Annotated in this window: 16 protein-coding genes; all 16 read left to right on the top strand. The window is 59.7% G+C overall.

Annotation, left to right across the window (positions count from 1 at the left end; genetic code table 11):
• The first annotated feature begins 127 nt into the window (after positions 1–127).
• Positions 128–1,801, top strand: a complete 1,674-nt coding sequence (locus IVB07_RS27825) for a type I secretion system permease/ATPase (protein WP_247766774.1) — start codon at positions 128–130, stop codon at positions 1,799–1,801.
• A 9-nt stretch (positions 1,802–1,810) separates the two neighbouring features.
• Complete coding sequence (locus tag IVB07_RS27820) at positions 1,811–3,181, top strand: HlyD family type I secretion periplasmic adaptor subunit (protein WP_247363530.1); 1,371 nt, start codon at positions 1,811–1,813, stop codon at positions 3,179–3,181.
• Between the two features lie 552 nt (positions 3,182–3,733).
• A complete protein-coding gene (locus IVB07_RS27815) occupies positions 3,734–3,949 on the top strand; it encodes a hypothetical protein (RefSeq protein ID WP_247363529.1) in 216 nt (71 codons plus the stop codon).
• Between the two features lie 102 nt (positions 3,950–4,051).
• A complete protein-coding gene (locus IVB07_RS27810; protein ID WP_247363528.1) occupies positions 4,052–4,558 on the top strand; it encodes an A24 family peptidase in 507 nt (168 codons plus the stop codon).
• 1 nt (position 4,559) lies between these two features.
• Complete coding sequence (gene cpaB, locus IVB07_RS27805; RefSeq protein ID WP_018458242.1) at positions 4,560–5,525, top strand: Flp pilus assembly protein CpaB; 966 nt, start codon at positions 4,560–4,562, stop codon at positions 5,523–5,525.
• Positions 5,525–6,730 (top strand): pilus assembly protein CpaE, encoded by a 1,206-nt coding sequence (locus tag IVB07_RS27800; RefSeq protein ID WP_247363527.1) that lies wholly within the window; start codon positions 5,525–5,527, stop codon positions 6,728–6,730. Before cpaB ends, IVB07_RS27800 begins: the two co-directional genes overlap by 1 nt.
• Positions 6,727–8,151, top strand: a complete 1,425-nt coding sequence (locus IVB07_RS27795) for a CpaF family protein (protein ID WP_026233540.1) — start codon at positions 6,727–6,729, stop codon at positions 8,149–8,151. The genes IVB07_RS27800 and IVB07_RS27795 overlap by 4 nt, the downstream gene beginning before the upstream one ends.
• On the top strand, positions 8,148–9,080 hold the full coding sequence (locus IVB07_RS27790) for a type II secretion system F family protein (RefSeq protein ID WP_018458246.1): 933 nt from the start codon (positions 8,148–8,150) through the stop codon (positions 9,078–9,080). Before IVB07_RS27795 ends, IVB07_RS27790 begins: the two co-directional genes overlap by 4 nt.
• The gene (locus IVB07_RS27785; protein ID WP_018458247.1) at positions 9,077–9,985 is read left to right on the top strand and encodes a type II secretion system F family protein; all 909 of its coding nucleotides are present in this window, start codon (positions 9,077–9,079) and stop codon (positions 9,983–9,985) included. Before IVB07_RS27790 ends, IVB07_RS27785 begins: the two co-directional genes overlap by 4 nt.
• Positions 9,986–9,987: 2 nt before the next feature.
• A complete protein-coding gene (locus IVB07_RS27780; RefSeq protein WP_247363526.1) occupies positions 9,988–10,635 on the top strand; it encodes a methyltransferase in 648 nt (215 codons plus the stop codon).
• 51 nt (positions 10,636–10,686) lie between these two features.
• Positions 10,687–11,133 (top strand): hypothetical protein, encoded by a 447-nt coding sequence (locus IVB07_RS27775; protein ID WP_247363525.1) that lies wholly within the window; start codon positions 10,687–10,689, stop codon positions 11,131–11,133.
• 9 nt (positions 11,134–11,142) lie between these two features.
• Positions 11,143–12,480 (top strand): TadE/TadG family type IV pilus assembly protein, encoded by a 1,338-nt coding sequence (locus IVB07_RS27770; protein WP_247363524.1) that lies wholly within the window; start codon positions 11,143–11,145, stop codon positions 12,478–12,480.
• Entirely contained in the window at positions 12,477–12,896 is a 420-nt protein-coding gene (locus IVB07_RS27765) for a TadE family protein (protein WP_346658301.1), read from the top strand. Before IVB07_RS27770 ends, IVB07_RS27765 begins: the two co-directional genes overlap by 4 nt.
• A gap of 429 nt (positions 12,897–13,325) precedes the next feature.
• A complete protein-coding gene (locus IVB07_RS27760) occupies positions 13,326–14,981 on the top strand; it encodes a type II and III secretion system protein family protein (RefSeq protein WP_247363522.1) in 1,656 nt (551 codons plus the stop codon).
• Between the two features lie 11 nt (positions 14,982–14,992).
• Complete coding sequence (locus IVB07_RS27755) at positions 14,993–15,391, top strand: hypothetical protein (protein WP_247363521.1); 399 nt, start codon at positions 14,993–14,995, stop codon at positions 15,389–15,391.
• Between the two features lie 168 nt (positions 15,392–15,559).
• Positions 15,560–16,009 carry a tetratricopeptide repeat protein gene (locus IVB07_RS27750; RefSeq protein WP_247363520.1) on the top strand — a complete coding sequence of 150 codons (450 nt, stop codon included), beginning with the start codon at positions 15,560–15,562 and terminating at the stop codon, positions 16,007–16,009.
• Positions 16,010–16,109: the final 100 nt, after the last annotated feature.

Here is a 16,109-nt window from a genome sequence, read left to right as displayed (position 1 = left end):
GCGGGGAAATGGTTCGGGGCGAATGTTGCGGCCCCGACTTTGGATTACGGTGTGATTTTGAAGAGGGGCGGATTTTCCGCTGATCTGTGTGAGTACTCCGTTCAAAAGACCCGACGAACTCCGGCGTTTGCTGCAAAGCTGCCGGGGCTATTTCGTCACTGCCGCGATCTTCAGCTTGGCGATCAATCTGCTTTACCTGGCCGGACCGCTCTACATGCTGCAGGTCTATGACCGGGTGATCTCAAGCGCCAGCGAGATCACGCTGCTGATGCTCACGATCGCGCTGTTGATGGCGTTTCTGGCGCTGGCAGGGCTGGATGCCGTACGCGCCCGCGTGCTGACCCGCGCCAGCATTCGCCTCGACCAGACGATCGCGGCGCGCGTGATGACGGCGATCATTCATCGCTCCGCTGGCGCCGGCGGCGCGCGCAGCCAGCTGCTGCGCGATTTCGACACCTTCCGCCAGTTCGTCACCGGCATGGGGATCCATGCGATCTTCGATCTGCCCTGGGCGCCGATCTACATTGCCGTGATTTTTGTGCTGCACCCGTTCCTGGGGGCGTTCGCATTGGGCTGCTCCATCCTGCTGATTCTTATGGCCCTGTTTAACGAGTGGCGGGTCAAGCTGCCGTTGACGGAGGCCGGCGAGGCGGCTTCCCGGAGCTACAGCTTTACCGAGATGAGCCTGCGCAATACCGAAGTGGTGCGGGCGATGGGCATGACCGAAGGGCTGCTGAGGCGTTGGGCCCGTGATCGCACCCGCATGCTTGAACGGCAGGTCTCTGCGAGCGATCGCGCCGCCACCATGCAGAGCATCATCCGTTTTCTGCGGCTTGCCATGCAGTCAATGATACTTGGCCTCGGCGCCTATCTCGTGATCGAGCGACTTGCAACCGTCGGCGCCATGTTCGCCGCGAGCATTCTGCTCGGAAGAGCCCTGCAGCCGGTAGAGCAGATCGTCGGATCCTGGCGCAATCTTGTATCTGCTCGTGGAGCATTCCTGCGCATCCGCGAGCTCTTGAAAGCCGATCCCCAACGGGAGGTCGGTTTGACGCTGCCGCGCCCGCAGGGCCGAGTCTCGGTCGAGGGGCTCTCCTATGTGCCGCCGTTTGGTTCGAAGCCCATCCTGCGCGCGGTATCGTTCGCAATCGAGCCGGGCGAAGTACTGGGCATCATTGGTCCTTCGGGCGCCGGTAAATCCACGCTTTCGCGTCATCTGGTCGGTGTGCTTGCGCCATCTGCTGGCGCGGTGCGACTGGACGGGGCGGACGTCTCGAGCTGGATCAAGACGTCACTCGGCCAGCATATCGGTTATCTCCCCCAGGATATTGAGCTGTTTGCTGACACTGTTGCCGTCAACATCAGCCGATTCCAGGAGGGCGAAGACAGGGAGGTGATTCTGGCGGCGCGGATGGCGGACGTGCACGAGATGATCCTGCGCCTGCCGGATGGCTATGATACGCAGGTGGGAGAAGGCGGCGCCATACTCTCGGGCGGTTATCGTCAGCGTATTGGTCTTGCCCGCGCCATCTTCGCCAATCCGAGCCTTCTCGTGCTCGACGAGCCGAGCTCCAATCTCGACGCCGAAGGAGACGCCGCGCTCGCCGATTGCATTCTTCAACTCAAGAAGCGCGGCACGACGGTGGTGATTATCTCCCATCGGCCGGCCACCATCGGCGTGGCTGACAAGATCCTGGTGCTTCGTGAAGGCGTCGTCGAGATGTTCGGACCGCGCGCCGAGATCCTGGCCCGTCTGACGAGGCCCGTTCCGATCCACACGGTCCGCGAGACGACGGGTTAGGATATGGTCATGGCGCTGATGGAGTTTACAAGCCGGTCGAAACCAGGCGCACTGGCGCCGAGCTTGACGATTGATCAACTCAGGAGCGGTGCACCGAGCGACTCGATTCGTCGCGTAGCACTCGCGGGATGGCTGATCATCGCCATCTTTTTCGGCGGTTTCGGCACCTGGGCCCTGACGGCACCACTCAACGGCGCCGTGGTTGCAAATGCTATCATCAAGGTCGACGGCAACCGCAAGAGCGTCCAACACCTCGATGGCGGGATTGTCAGGGAATTGCATGTCCGGGAAGGGGAGCGGGTGCTGACAGGCGATCTCCTGATCGTTCTGGACGATACGCAGGTCCGTGCCGAGTATGAGGTGCTCACACAACAATATGCCGTGCTTCGTGCGACGGAAGTACGGCTCCTGACGGAGCTCGATCATGGATCCGAGCTGACCATGCCGGCCGATTTGAGGGCGCGCTCTGATGACCGCTACTTTAAGAGCGTTTGGACCGGTCAGCTTAATCAGTTCGACAGTCGGCGAGCATCGCTTGACGGGCAACGAAGCGTCATTCGCGAGAAGATCAACCAGCTTGGCTCGCAGATTGTGGGCGCGGAGGCGCAGGTCAAGGCCTTCACCGATCAGATCAACTCGGTCCGCAACGAGGCAAAGGATCTTGCGCCGTTGGTCGAACGGGGCCTGATTGCGCGTCCGCGAATTCTCCAGCTGGAGCGGACGGCGTACGGTTTGGAAGGCCAGATCGCCGATACAAAAGCTAGTATCGCGAAGGCCCGACAGGCCATCGCCGAGCAAGAGCAGCAGATCGCCCAACTCGACAATGATCGGATGACAGATGTCACCAAGGACTTGCGTGACACGCAGGCCAGATTGCTTGAGGTCATTCCGAAGGCGTTGAGTGCAAAGTCGGTCCTGGGTCGCATGGAAATTCGGGCGCCCTATACCGGCCGGGTCGTGGGATTGACCGTGTTCGCCGTCGGCAGCGTCATCCAGCGCGGCGACAAGATCCTCGACATCGTACCGGCCGAGGACGCACTCACCATCGAAGCCCAGGTTGCGGTGGAGGACATCAGCGACGTACATCCCAATATGCGCGCCGAAGTCCATCTCACCGCCTACAAGCAGCGGATCGTCCCGATCATTCACGGCGACGTCATTCAGGTTTCGGCTGACCGCCTCACCGATCCCAAGACAAATGCGCCGTACTACACGGCCTTTGTCCGGATTGATCAGAGTGAATTGGCGGACATGCCGAACATTCGCCTGTACCCTGGCATGCCGGCGACCGTTATGATCCCGACCGTCCAGCGAACCGCGTTTGATTACATCGTCGGGCCGCTTGCAATGTCATTCAATCAGTCGTTCCGGCAGAAGTAACCGGTCAAGTAACCGATGGACGAGGCAATCCAGTAGCGACGGCGAGCCGGACGACAAGGGATCAAATGGCCTCATCCCGGAGGCCAAGTTCGCTTGACGACGCAAATCGCTGCAAAAGCCAGAGGTCGAGGAGGTGCGGTGTGAGAGGCACGAGGCCATCAAGGCATCCATAGCGCTTACCGCACGGGCGATATCAACAGCTTACAGACGGCGCGCATCGGCTTTGCATTAATATAGAATTTCCGAATAATCAAATTATACCGCTGATCACCCGTAATAATCCGGTGATTCTTTAATGACTCTCAGCCGGCGCTCTGCCCAGGATTCCGATTGTTGGCCGGCTATCATCTTTGTATTACGACGTTTTATCGATCTTTGGATTGTCACGACGGCTCGTTTTGCGGCGGTTAATTCAAAAGACATTATATATTAAATGTTGACGCTAATAAACATTTAATAGATAGTTTATCGCTGGCGGCCGGACATAAATCCGCAGCCGCTGGAAGTTGCCGAGGTGTCTGCAAATTCATCTTGAAAGAAGGGATTCTTCTAATGTTGCAATATTACATCGAGACCAAGGAAGTCTTGAAGCGTCTGCGAATGGACCAGGATGGCGTGGTGTCATTCGAGTACATCATCGTCGCGGTTTGTATCGTTGGCGCAGTGGGTGCTGTGTTCGGTGGTGGAGCTGGTGGGCAGATCGGGGCGGCGTTAACGACCGGGATTACCGCAATCACCACCGCTTTCACCACCGCGATCGCTGGTTGATACGGCCATTTTGGCGCCAGAGGGGGGCAATCCAAGCTGCTGCCCCCCTCCCGCTGGAGTGCTCCAGCTAATTTGCCTTCCACTTTTTGAAACGTGCATTTCATGAGTTGGATTGCTCCCACAGTCTCGATCCTGGAAATCCTGTTGTTGCTCCATGTCGCAACGATAGACGTCGCGACGCGTTCGATCCCAAACGAAATTTGTCTCGCGCTGGCGCTCCTTGGGATCGCCGGTCAATTGCCCAGCTCGATACACGTCGCTGTGTCGCTGATCGCAGCCGCGATCCTCTTCCTGCTCCTTTTTGTCCTATACGCGCGCGGAGGAATTGGTGGCGGCGATGTCAAGCTGTTGGTTGCCCTGGCGGTTGGTCTCCCCCCGAGCGGCGTGATGCAGTTGCTAACGGTCACCGTGCTGGCCGGCGGCGTTCTTGCCTTGGGGCATCTGATGATGCGCCACCTGCCATATCCCAGGTTGGCACCCGCCGGATCGTCGCTCGTACGGCGGATCTACGCGATCGAGCGTTGGCGCCATTTGCGACACGCCCCGCTGCCTTACGGAGTTGCTATCGCATGTGGCGGTATCTGGACCATTCTGAGCAAAGGATCGTGAAATGTCATCCGCGCTGCGTCTGTCGATCATCGTGGTGCTTTTGCTTGCAACCACAGCGTTCGGACTGATTGCCTATAGCATGAACCTGCCGAAGGCCACGCCTCCGGTCCCGGTACAGGTGACAGCGACGACCCTCGCGCCGGCGGCGCCGGCGACGGCCGGATACTTTATCGCGGTACGGCCGTTGCCGAGGGGGACGTTGGCCCGCGAAGAGGATTTCGCCGTGCGCGCGGTGCCGCCGGAGCGCGTTCCCCAGGGAGCTATCCTTGAAACCCCCGAGTCCAAGTCCGGACTTCCGGGTTCACTCATCCGCAACTTCGTCGAAGCGGGCAGTCTCATTACATTGCAGGATATCTTGCGTCCGCGGGACCGCGGTTTCCTCGCCAGTATCCTGGCGCCAGACAGCCGTGCCATCAGCATCAAGGTTGACGAGGAGGCCGGTGTCTCGGGCCTCATCAGGCCGGGCGATCACGTGGACGTCGTGTTGACCCAGGTCTTCGAGAAAGTCGATACCGCGCGTCGCGCCCTCAGCGAAACCGTTCTGCGCAATGTTCGAGTCATCGCGATTGATCAGGAGATCGTGCAGGGCGCGCGACCCATTAGCGGGATGGCAGGTAAGCAAACGCAGACTGTTTCACTGGAGCTTACGCAGGTCCAGGTCAAGAAAGTCACCGTCGCAAAGCAGCTCGGGACGCTCTCCTTGGCCGTACGCGCAGCAGTCGATCAGTGGGACAAGGCAGACACCGGCGCGATGTCGAGCTGTGATGTGTCGCCTGAACTTGCCCGCCAGTATGCAATTTCTGCACAGAGAACGGCAGTGGTCGTTCATTCAGGCGGTGAGGTCAAGCAATACACGGTCAGAAAGCAAGTGGAAGACGCTCTCGTCAGCTGCGACGGTGCATCGGATGCCGTAGGCCCGACTGCAACGGCGGTGGGTTACGATAACAGGTTGTCGGAGAAACGCTGATGAACATTGCCATAGCCACTCCGCCTGAAGAATCGACCTCAATCGTCACGCGTAACCGCATCGTCGGTTTCGTAAATGATGAGCTCAGCGCTGCGGCGTTGCGCAAGGGGCTCGAAGGCGCCAACCTCTCGATCAGGCGCGGCACGATCCGCAATGCCATACGGATGCTTGAAACCGACACCGACCTGTTTGCGCTGGTGGCAGACATCAGTGGCATCGATGATCCTTTTACTGAACTGGAAAGGCTGTCCGGCGTCTGTCCACCCGATGTCCGAGTAGCCGTGATCGGCGATAACAGGGAGATTACTTTCTACCGTGAGCTCCTGGAGCTCGGCTTGACGGAGTATCTGCCGCGGCCGCTCACGCGCGATATGGTGCTGGACAAGCTGCGCCCCAAGCTGCTCGGCGACGTGGCAGCCAACCACATCGATCGTGGCGGGCACGTGGTCTCGATCTGCGGGGCGCAGGGCGGCGCCGGCGCCACGAGCATCGCGATCAATCTGGCGCTGCAACTCGCCGAGACAACCAGGGCCAAGGTGGCGCTGCTTGATCTTCATTTGCAGGGCGGCGAGGCCGCCGTGATGCTGGGTGTTCGTCCCGGGCCGGGGCTGCGCATCGCTCTGGAAAATCCGATGCGGGCGGACACACTCTTCCTCGAGCGCGCGGCAATCGAAGTCAACGAAAGGGTTTGCTTGGTCTCGGCCGACGAGGACCTCGATGCGCAGCTCGAAATTACGGAAGCTGGCATACGACACGTGCTGGGTCTGCTGCGTCAACGGTTCAACTACATCGTCGTGGATGTACCCGTCCCGTTTCCGCCGTCGATCTATCCCGTGATTAAACTTTCCCGTCATGTGATGGTGCTGCTCGAATCCGAGGTGACCGGACTTCGCAATGCCCATGCGCTACGCGCCGCCGTGATCAACATCGCGGGCAAGGACCGGGTCTTTACCTTGCTCAACCGGGCCGGTCGTCCCGGGGGCCTGCCGAGGGCGGCGGTCGTCAAGGCGTTGGGTGCAGAGCCCGACATCGTCATTCCCGATCTCGGCAAGGGCATGACCGAGGCGCTCAATCTGGGCATTCCAGCTCTGAAGCACGTCAGAAAATTGCGGCGCCACCTGGCACCGATCGTACGGGAGATCAGCGGTGTCGCTGCTGAGCGGAGTGGCTGGTGGAGGAGGGTGCTCACAGCACATCTGCGATGAAAAAATTTGGTAGGCGTGAAGACGACACACCAGCTCACATATCTTCATTGGCGACAAGCCTCCCTGCATCTGCGATGGCCTTGCCTTTGCCGCCGCTCAGCACGGCTGTATCCGCACCGAGCGTGCCGTCGCCCGCGCCAAGGCGCGACGAACCGCCGATCGACCAACCCATAATCCCGCCTTCGCTGCGCGAACGGGTAATTGAGCAGATCGAGCCATCGGTGGCCGCAACTGTCTCGCGGGAAGTTCTCCGGCGGCAGATTGAGGAGATCATCCATCAAATTGCCAACCAGGAACGGCTCGAGCTGTCGGGCCGTGAGCAGCTGCAGCTCGCAGACGAAATTGCCGACGACATGACGGGCTACGGGCCGCTCCGTCCGCTACTGCTGGACCAATCGATCAACGATATCATGGTGAACGGTCCGAGTAATGTCTACGTGGAGCGAAACGGCAAGCTGGAACGAGTTGCGGTGCGATTCCGGGACAATGGTCACATTGCTTCCGTCGCTCAGAAGATTGCCGCGCAGGTTGGCCGGCGCGTCGACGAGTCCAGTCCGATGGTCGATTGTCGCCTGCTGGATGGCAGCCGGGTCAACATCATCCTCCCGCCGCTGGCGATCCATAGTCCGTGCATTTCCATCCGAAAATTTCCAAGCCGCCGTTTGGACATAGCCGGATTGATTGAAAACGGCTCAATGACCGCGGCGATCGGACGTTTGCTGGAGATCGCCGCCCGCTCGCGGCTCAATGTTCTGGTCTCCGGCGGTACCGGATCCGGCAAGACGACGCTCCTGAACGCTATGAGCCAGTTCATCGATCACACCGAACGCATTGTCACGATCGAGGACGCGGCGGAGTTGCAGCTTCAGCAGCCGCACGTGATCAGCCTGGAGACCCGGCCCCCCAGCCTCGAGGGCACAGGGCAGGTGACACAGCGCGATTTGCTGGTGAATGCCCTGCGCATGCGTCCCGACCGGATCGTCGTTGGCGAGGTGCGCAGTGCCGAAGCATTCGACATGCTGCAGGCGATGAACACCGGCCATGATGGTTCGATCTCCACGGTACACGCGAACAGTACCCGGGATGCCCTGACCCGCATCGAAAACATGGTGCAGATGGGACAGGTCAATCTACCGTCGCGCGCCATTCGAAGTCAGATCGTCGCTGCGCTGGATCTCATTGTGCAGGTCGAACGCATGCGGGACGGACAGCGCCGCATCATTCAGATCAGCGAGGTGATCGGCCTTGAAGGGGAGGTGATCACCACCAATGACATCGCAGCCTTCGAGTATCAAGAGGAGGATGTGAACGGGCGGATATCGGGCAGCTATAAGTCCAACCTTGCAACTCCGAAGTTCAAAAGCCGTCTTGTCTATTTCGGGCTAGATGGTGCTTGGGCCGAGGCCATGAGGCAAGTATGATGCTGGAGTCCGTGATCGTCACTGTTCTGGCCCTCGCGATGTGTGCAGCAGCCATCTCGTTGTGGCTCGACGCTCGGGAAAGACGCATCAATCGCCAGTTGGCGATTGCTCTGCCAACGTCGCATCCGGCTAACCTACCATCCATTCGCCGCTTGGAGACCGGGTCCCAGGCTCAGTTTCTCAATCGGCTGTCCAATTACAATCCCGATATACCCTACGTGTTGCATCCGGCCTATGTGCTGCTCGCCGGTGCATTCGGAGCAGCAGCGATCCTTTATGCGAACAGCCAGCTGGGATATTCCCTGGTCTACGTGTCCATCGTCGCCGCAATCACGGCCATTATTGTGATACGAGGCCTGTTTGGATGGCAGAAACGTCGGTTCGCTCTTCAGCTTTTTCGACAGCTGCCTGACGCGATCCAGCTGGTGACAAGTACCGTGCGATCAGGCCTGCCTGTGCACGAGGCATTTCGTGCCCTCGCGCGCGATATGCCGCAGCCAACGGCTGGGCAGTTTGCCATCGTATGCAGCGAAGTGAATCTGGGTAGACCTCCAGAGGAAGCTGTCCAGGCTGTCTATCGGCGAACTCAGGTGGCGGAGTATGCGATCTTTGCGGTGACACTTGCCGTTCAGATGAAGTCCGGTGGCAGCCTGGCCGAGACCTTGCAGAACCTGGGAGACACTGTCAGGCAACGTGTTGCGCTGGCTGCTCGCGCCAAGGCACTGGCGGGAGAGGTGATCTTTTCCTCACGAGCGCTGACGGTCTCGCCATTGATTGCAGGTGGGGTCCTATACGCAGCCAATCCGCAAACCGTCGATCTGTTGTTCACCGATCCGGTCGGAAACAAGCTGCTGGTCTACGCAGTCGTTTCGGTGCTTGTTGGAGCCCTGGTGATAAGTTGGATGGTCAGAAGGGAAACAGCACTATGACCTCTGGTCTCAGTCTGGTGGCCCTCGCAGTCGTGGCTGGGACTGCGTCCTGCATGTTGATTATCCGCGAAATACACGTTCGTACATTGGACGCCCGGGTGTCGAACGCTGTGATGGGCGTTGCTGGCCAGTCTGCCCCCTTCCAGGATGTGACCGGTTGGTTTTCGTCACTCGGCATGCGGTATCGTCGCTTCTATGCTGAGGAAAATCTGGATCAGCTACGAACCATCCTTCAATCATCAGGTTTTAATCATCATCGAGCCTTGCCGACCTGGATCGGTGTCAAAGCGGTCAGCATGGCCCTCTGCCCGATCATCGCCGGGTGTGTCGCTCAGCTTTTCGGGAAGGCACTGCTGGATGTGCTGGTCTTCACACTTATTGGCGTGGCGATCGGGATTTTAGCGCCGCGATTGATACTGGCGGTGCTGAAGCGGCGGTTTGATGCCGCCATTCGACTGGGCACGCCGGATATGATCGATTTGCTGGTTGTGTGCAGCGAATCGGGAATGGGCCTGGAAAGCGGGCTGGCACGCGTAGCGCAAGAAATGCATGAGACCAATCCTGCTATAGCCCGGGTCATGAGCGGCCTTCTTGATGATCTCCGAATCCTGCCAAGGCGCAGCGACGCATTCGATAAACTGGGATCTACGTCGGATGGGCTCCGCCGGTTCGGACTCATGGTCGCCCAAAGCCTGCAATACGGAACGCCGGTGGGCCAGGCTCTGCGGAGTGTCGCTGTCGACCTCCGGCGCGAACGTATTACCAAGCTTGAGGAAAGAGCACACAAGTTGGGCGCCAAGCTGACCATTCCGATGGTGTTGTTCCTGCTGCCAGCCATGTTCGTCATTTTGGGAGGAAGTCCCATTCTGCACCTCGTGCGTTCGTTCGCCAGCTTCGGTAAGTAGCCATGAGCACGATTGCCCTGTCGAAAACGTCCTCTTACGATCGGACAATGCAACTGTTCGGCGGCATGTGGTTCATGTTGCTGGCGCTTGGGGTCGCCATCAAGATCGGATCATCGGCTCATGATCCCTGGCCGTCGCTCCTGTCGAGTGTTTGCCTCGCTGTCTTCTACGTGCTCCTGGCGCTGTTGATCATCACGCGGCCTCCGGCGAAGGCGCAAGCGAACGGCCGTCTCCCAAGGATCGCGGCGTTCGTCGGCACCTATATGCCGTGGACGATCGCCTTCTTCGGCGAAACCGACAAGGTGTTGCCAAACCTGGCGTCCACCGCGTGCGTGTTGATTGGCATGATCATGATGCTGGTCACCATCCGACATCTTGGCAGGTCGTTCAGTCTGGTGCCACAGGCGCGCAACGTGGTGCAAACGGGCCCGTATCGATGGATCAAGCACCCGCTCTATCTTGCGGAAGAAATCGCCGTGTTAGGCGTGGTGCTGAGAAGCCCGACGCCGCTGACAGCGGCCTTGCTCGTCTTGCATATCGGCGTTCAGGTTTGCCGCATTTATTACGAAGAGGACCTGCTTCGTCGCAACTGCCCGGAATATTCCGGTTACGAAGCATCGCGCTGGAGAGTGGTCCCTTACGTTTGGTGAGTGCTGTTCCAGTCAACGACCGGATGGGTGAGTATCGGAGGAGGTCAACTCATGAGCCACAAGAAGTCTTTGATCGTGGATCAACGCGGCGCCGTCGGGCTTGAGGCCATGATCGTCTACATTTTCTTGGCGTCGTTCCTGCTTGTGCCGCTCGCCGACCTGGCTGCTGCGGGCTTCCAGTTTATCTCCGCATGGAGCGCATTGCGCTCCTTCGGGCAGTATGTGCAGTACGCTAATCCGCTCGCCCCTGACGGCACGGTGAGCTGGAAGACAGGGCTACAGACCACAGTCGCAGGTCATGCGATCAGCAACCTTCAGGTTTTGTGCGGCGACGCAGGGGCCACCTGTTCGCCGAGCAATCTTGCTTCTCCAAAGTACATTACATTTTCGACAACCATCACTTTGGCCCCGCTTGGGGCACGCCCGCCTTTTGTGGGTTCGCTGCTGTGTCCGACCACCTGCACGTACACGCTGCGTCACTCAGAACGCTTCCAGTAGGGTGTTTCCATGCGTGATCTGCTCCGTTCCCAACGAGGTTCCGCCGCATTAGCAACAGTCATCGCTCTCGTGCCGCTCATCGGAGTAGTCGCGATCGGGGCCGAGGCCGGATCGTGGTACGTCACCCGCCAGCACGCGCAGAACGCCGCCGACTCGGCGGCCTATTCGGGCGCATTGCGGCTTTCATGTACGATGGCGGGCGCGGCCTGCGAAACCCAGACAGTGGATTATCGCGGCAAGGAATTCGCGGCACAGAACGGGTTTTGCAACTACAGTCCCAATGACGCTACCGGCTATCCGGGGAGAAACTGTCCGACGAGCCTACCGACCAGAACCTCGCGGGCCGTGCAGATCGATATCGGCGATTACAATGCGGGCGCGTTCACAACGCCACCTGCAGGCACCGGCAATGCCGTTCGCGCCAGGGTCAGCCAGCAACAACCGGCGTACTTGGCGGCAGTGCTGGGTTTGACAACCGTCAACATCCCCGCCCAAGCGATTGCCATGGTTCAGCAGCCGACAAAGGCCTGCGTCCTGGCGCTTGGACCTGACTCAGGCGCGCTCAAGCTTGCTGGTAACCTCAGCAACAACGGAACCGGCTGCGCGCTGATGTCGGATACCAGTGTTAAACTCGCCAGCACTCCAACGTTCACCGGCTCGGGATGGGCAGTTTATGGTGTAAGTGGCTGCACCCCCACGGGCAGCTGCAGCAATGTCAGCGTGCCGCACAACTATTTCATGACGTACGCTAGCAATCCGCTCAGCAAACTGGACACCGCATCGTTTAACAGCAGGACGGGCAATACAAGTATGCCCTGCACCCTTCAGGCGGATGGGTGGAAGCATTGCGCGCCCAATAGCGCCGGGACTGGAGCTTACGGCAATTTCACGGTGCAGAACGGCGACAAGTACGTTTTGGATCCGGGAACATATTTCTTCTACAAAGCAAATATAAAGATGACCGGCGGACAACTGAAAGGCGCAGGCGTAACCCTCGTCTTGCTCGGAGACTCGCAGCTCACCATCAACGGGGGAACGGCTGATCTCTCCGCACCTGCCACTAACACCTTCTCCTCTGATCTAAATGGCGTCCTGATTGATGATCAGGCCCCGAGCAAGACCAGCAACAAGGTCACCATAAACGGTGGCGGCCAGGTTAGCCTGGGCGGGGCTATCTACTTTCCCAAGGTCGACGTTAGCTGGGCCGGTACGACTTCAAGTGCGAATACGACCTGTTCGCAAGTGATCGCCAAAACGATCGACATGAGCGGTGGCGGCTACCTCAGCACGCAAGGCTGTGCGCCGGCCACCATCATTTACACCCAAGTTGTCGCTTTGGTGCAATGATGAGAAAGCTCGACAATCGCGGTATCGCGCCCTTTGAATTCATCGTGGTGTTCGTGACGCTTTTCACATTGATGTTCGTCATCTTCGATCTTGGGCGCTATGCCATCACGATGCAATCCTTGCGGACGCTTGCGAGTGCTGGCGCCCGTGCGGTCATGATCAGCTGCTATACGCCTGCCTTGCTTCAAAGCCCGCCGCAGTCGCCGGCCGGCTGCACCGGGGATCCCCTGTCCACCGCCGCCAAGAAGAACGCGGCTCCCTTCCTGTTTTTCGGAGGTCTGACGCCAACGCTGACCGTGGGGGCCAACAGCAACCGCTTGAGTGTTACAGCTTCCCAAGCAAAGTTTACGATGCTGATGCCCATATGGGGCACAGCGCTCAATGCGCCGAGCGCCTCCAACGAGATTCCCTTCTAGCGCAAATATGGCAGCAAGCCTGACATGTTTGGCTCGACGGTGCCTCGTGGCCGCGGCGTGCGGGCGAAATGCGCAGGTGCGGAATTACTCCGCCAAGCGAATCGCCAAGCGTGCCACCGACACTCCTTCGCAAAGCGACGACCGGAGCGCGCGCCAACAAGAGGTTGTGCGGCGGGACAGTTCCTGGCAACCAGTGAGAATGATGCGCGCTGGCAACATTGAAAGGTTTTCTTTCTGCTTGCGGCGGTGCGGTAAGTATCTCGTCTTGCAAGCTGCCTCCATGAGGGAGGATGATCTTGGAAGCACGAAGTAACGAATTGTAGTGGGACAGATTGTAAGCTCTGCGACGTGGTGCGCAGAGGGGAAATGTTGAGGACGTCGAGCACGTAGATTTGCGGGAATCTTCGTGGATCGCAGTGGGGGACTCGGATGAGTGGCGATGGCGTTTCGGGTAACAAGGTCGGGAGGCTTCTCGCCTTCGGCGTGATGGGTCTGGGCGCGGCGCTCGCCTCGTCTGGGTTCGCTGACCGCGCGGCGGCTGCAGACCGGCGGGGCTCATCCGGCGGCGTCATCGTCAGCGAGATGAACGACGTCCAGCGGGTCAAGCTCGTCCTCAACAAGTCACGTACCTTCAAAGTCGACACGGCCTTTGCGACGATCGTGGCGGGCTCGTCTGACATCGTCGACGTGAAGTCGCTGAGCGATCACCTCATCTACGTGCAGGGCAAGCAGACCGGCACTACCAACGTCATCCTGTTCGACAGTTCGATGAAGCAGATCGGGATTCTCGACGTCGAGGTCGTGATCGATACCGGCAATCTGCAGCAGAACATCCGGACCAGCACCGGCGGGCAAGGTATCCGCGTGTCGGCTTCCGAGGGCCAGGTGGTGCTCAGCGGGGTCGCGGCCGACGCAGTTACGGCCGAGCGGGCCATGGCGATCGCCACCAGCACGGTCGCGAAAGGGGGTGTCGTCGTCAACGCGATGAGCGTCGCGGCCCCGCAACAGGTGATGCTCGAGGTGCGCTTCCTCGAGGTCAACCGAGAAGCCGGCCGCAACCTCGGCGTCAATCTTTATGCGGCCAATGCCAACGGCACGAACGTTGGTAACACCGGGCTGGGTCGTGTGACCGCCGCCGGTCGATCACCGATTGGTGGGATCAATACCGCCAACGGTCCTCTCGGTGCCGGGGGAGGGGATGTCGGCGCTCCCCCGACGGGTAGCCTTCCGGTACTAGGAACTCTGGGAACGCTCGCCGGTACAGCAGGGGGCATCGCGCCGGCCCCGTTCGGAAGCTTGTTGACCAGCATAATCAGGACCAGCAGCGGCGGCTCGGTGGACCTGTTGATCTCGGCACTGGAAACCAAGGGGTTGGCACGCCGGCTGGCGGAGCCAAATCTGACCACGCTGTCCGGCGATGCCGCGCGCTTTCTTGCCGGCGGTGAGTTTCCGGTACCGATACCGACCCAGACGACAAACGGCTTTCCCACCATCACGATTGACTACAAGAAGTTCGGTGTTGAGCTCGCCTTCGTCCCCACGGTGCTCTCGCGCGGTGTGATCAATCTTCGGGTCGAGCCGTCGGTCAGCGAACTTGATTTCGCCAACGCGGTGACGATCCAGGGGACGACCGTTCCTGCGCTGACCCGTCGCGACGCGCGAACCACGGTGGAGTTGCGCGATGGCCAGAGCTTTGCCATCGCCGGCCTGTTGCAGACCCGCAATCGCCAGGACGTCTCGCAGTTACCTTGGATCGGCTCGGTGCCGGTGATTGGAAGCCTGTTCAGCAGCAAATCTTACCAGCAGGAAGAAACCGATCTGGTGATCATCGTGACCCCGCGTCTGGTCGCCCCGGCGGCACCCGGTCAGCAACTGGCCTCGCCACTCGACTCCCGCCTGCCGGCCAACGACGTCGATTTCTTCCTCAACGGCCAGATGGAAGTCCGCAAGCGGTACCATGACTACGTCAATTCCGGAGGCGAGGTGAAGGGACCGTATGGCCACATCATCGCGCCTGAAGTCCGGGCCCCCGTCGTCGTCCCGGCCGCTAGTGCCGATCAGACGGTCGTGAAAACCCTCAACTAGGAAAGCGAGAGATGGCCATAAGAAATCTGGTTCTGTTCGCGCCCATCCTGCTCGGGGGATGTTACGGCGTCGCCGGTCATGACGAGATGGACCGCTACTTTCAGCGTTCCGACAGCATCACGATGACCGCCGGCGATGCCAAGCAGGTCAACGCCGTCACCCATACAATCCATCCATGGCCGCGAAATGTGGGTGATCGCCGGATCGCGTACGACGCTCGACGTGTGGGCTCGGCCGTGACGCGCTACGGCAACCAGCAACAGCCGGTGGATCAGCTTCCCGATAACGGTGATCCGACGAAACTAATGGGCCAGCGCCCGCCCGTCACCCAGAATGTCAACGTAACTGGATTGGGAGCGGGAGCATCGTCGGGAATATCGGTGCCAGTCGGCGGGGCAGGGGGCAGGTAACGGCTTCTGGTAAATGAGTTGGGCGACGGGACATTTGAGTGCGGTGCAGTGCGTCCGCTGGGCCGGGCGGGGGACAAGATTATGCGACGTGCCATTCTACTGCTGACCTGTTGCTGGCTGGCGCCAGGCCTTGCAGCATGTGACTATACCACGAGGGAGGCTGCCATCGTGGCTCCGGTCGATCCACCGGGTGGGGACCCGGTGCAGGAGCCGACCGACGTGAAGTACTACCCGTCGGACGAGCCTGTGCGGCTGGGGCTGGAGCATTACAATCGCGGCAGCTACGGACTCTCACAGCGTTATTTCAAGGATGCCGTCGAGAAATCACCCAAGGACGTCACGGCCTGGGTTGGCCTCGCGGCGAGCTACGACAAGCTGCGTCGCTTCGATCTGGCCGATCAGGCCTATGCCCACGCGATCCGGCTGGGAGGCGAAACCGTTCAGATTTTGAATGACCAGGGGTATTCGTACATGCTGCGCGGCAATCTGGGTGCGGCGCGACGGAAGTTCGAGAAGGCCTATTCGCTCGATCCAGGTAATCCGGTCATCGCCAATAACCTCGAGCTTCTCAATGGCAGCCGGCGGTTCATTGAAAGACCACCAAATAACCAACCTTAGCTAACATGGGGAAAGTACTTCGGTGTGTTTCCGGTCAGTATGAGGAGGCTGTAGAACGATCACTCAGCTGACGTCGGCTGCGGGCAAGTCCCGGGCACCC

The organism is Bradyrhizobium sp. 172, from assembly GCF_023101065.1.
Classification (GTDB): Bacteria; Pseudomonadota; Alphaproteobacteria; order Rhizobiales; family Xanthobacteraceae; genus Bradyrhizobium; species Bradyrhizobium canariense_D.
Note: the sequence above shows the minus strand (reverse complement) of the source record. Positions and strands in the feature narration are given on the sequence as shown.

What these genes read in the sequence shown, in the direction of transcription:
- IVB07_RS27820 (WP_247363530.1), top strand. Translation starts at nt 1,811, where the DNA reads ATGGCGCTGATGGAGTTTACAAGCCGGTCGAAACCAGGCGCACTGGCG.
- IVB07_RS27815 (WP_247363529.1), top strand. Translation starts at nt 3,734, where the DNA reads ATGTTGCAATATTACATCGAGACCAAGGAAGTCTTGAAGCGTCTGCGA.
- IVB07_RS27810 (WP_247363528.1), top strand. Translation starts at nt 4,052, where the DNA reads ATGAGTTGGATTGCTCCCACAGTCTCGATCCTGGAAATCCTGTTGTTG.
- cpaB (WP_018458242.1), top strand. Translation starts at nt 4,560, where the DNA reads ATGTCATCCGCGCTGCGTCTGTCGATCATCGTGGTGCTTTTGCTTGCA.
- IVB07_RS27800 (WP_247363527.1), top strand. Translation starts at nt 5,525, where the DNA reads ATGAACATTGCCATAGCCACTCCGCCTGAAGAATCGACCTCAATCGTC.
- IVB07_RS27795 (WP_026233540.1), top strand. Translation starts at nt 6,727, where the DNA reads ATGAAAAAATTTGGTAGGCGTGAAGACGACACACCAGCTCACATATCT.
- IVB07_RS27790 (WP_018458246.1), top strand. Translation starts at nt 8,148, where the DNA reads ATGATGCTGGAGTCCGTGATCGTCACTGTTCTGGCCCTCGCGATGTGT.
- IVB07_RS27785 (WP_018458247.1), top strand. Translation starts at nt 9,077, where the DNA reads ATGACCTCTGGTCTCAGTCTGGTGGCCCTCGCAGTCGTGGCTGGGACT.
- IVB07_RS27780 (WP_247363526.1), top strand. Translation starts at nt 9,988, where the DNA reads ATGAGCACGATTGCCCTGTCGAAAACGTCCTCTTACGATCGGACAATG.
- IVB07_RS27775 (WP_247363525.1), top strand. Translation starts at nt 10,687, where the DNA reads ATGAGCCACAAGAAGTCTTTGATCGTGGATCAACGCGGCGCCGTCGGG.
- IVB07_RS27770 (WP_247363524.1), top strand. Translation starts at nt 11,143, where the DNA reads ATGCGTGATCTGCTCCGTTCCCAACGAGGTTCCGCCGCATTAGCAACA.
- IVB07_RS27765 (WP_346658301.1), top strand. Translation starts at nt 12,477, where the DNA reads ATGATGAGAAAGCTCGACAATCGCGGTATCGCGCCCTTTGAATTCATC.
- IVB07_RS27760 (WP_247363522.1), top strand. Translation starts at nt 13,326, where the DNA reads ATGAGTGGCGATGGCGTTTCGGGTAACAAGGTCGGGAGGCTTCTCGCC.
- IVB07_RS27755 (WP_247363521.1), top strand. Translation starts at nt 14,993, where the DNA reads ATGGCCATAAGAAATCTGGTTCTGTTCGCGCCCATCCTGCTCGGGGGA.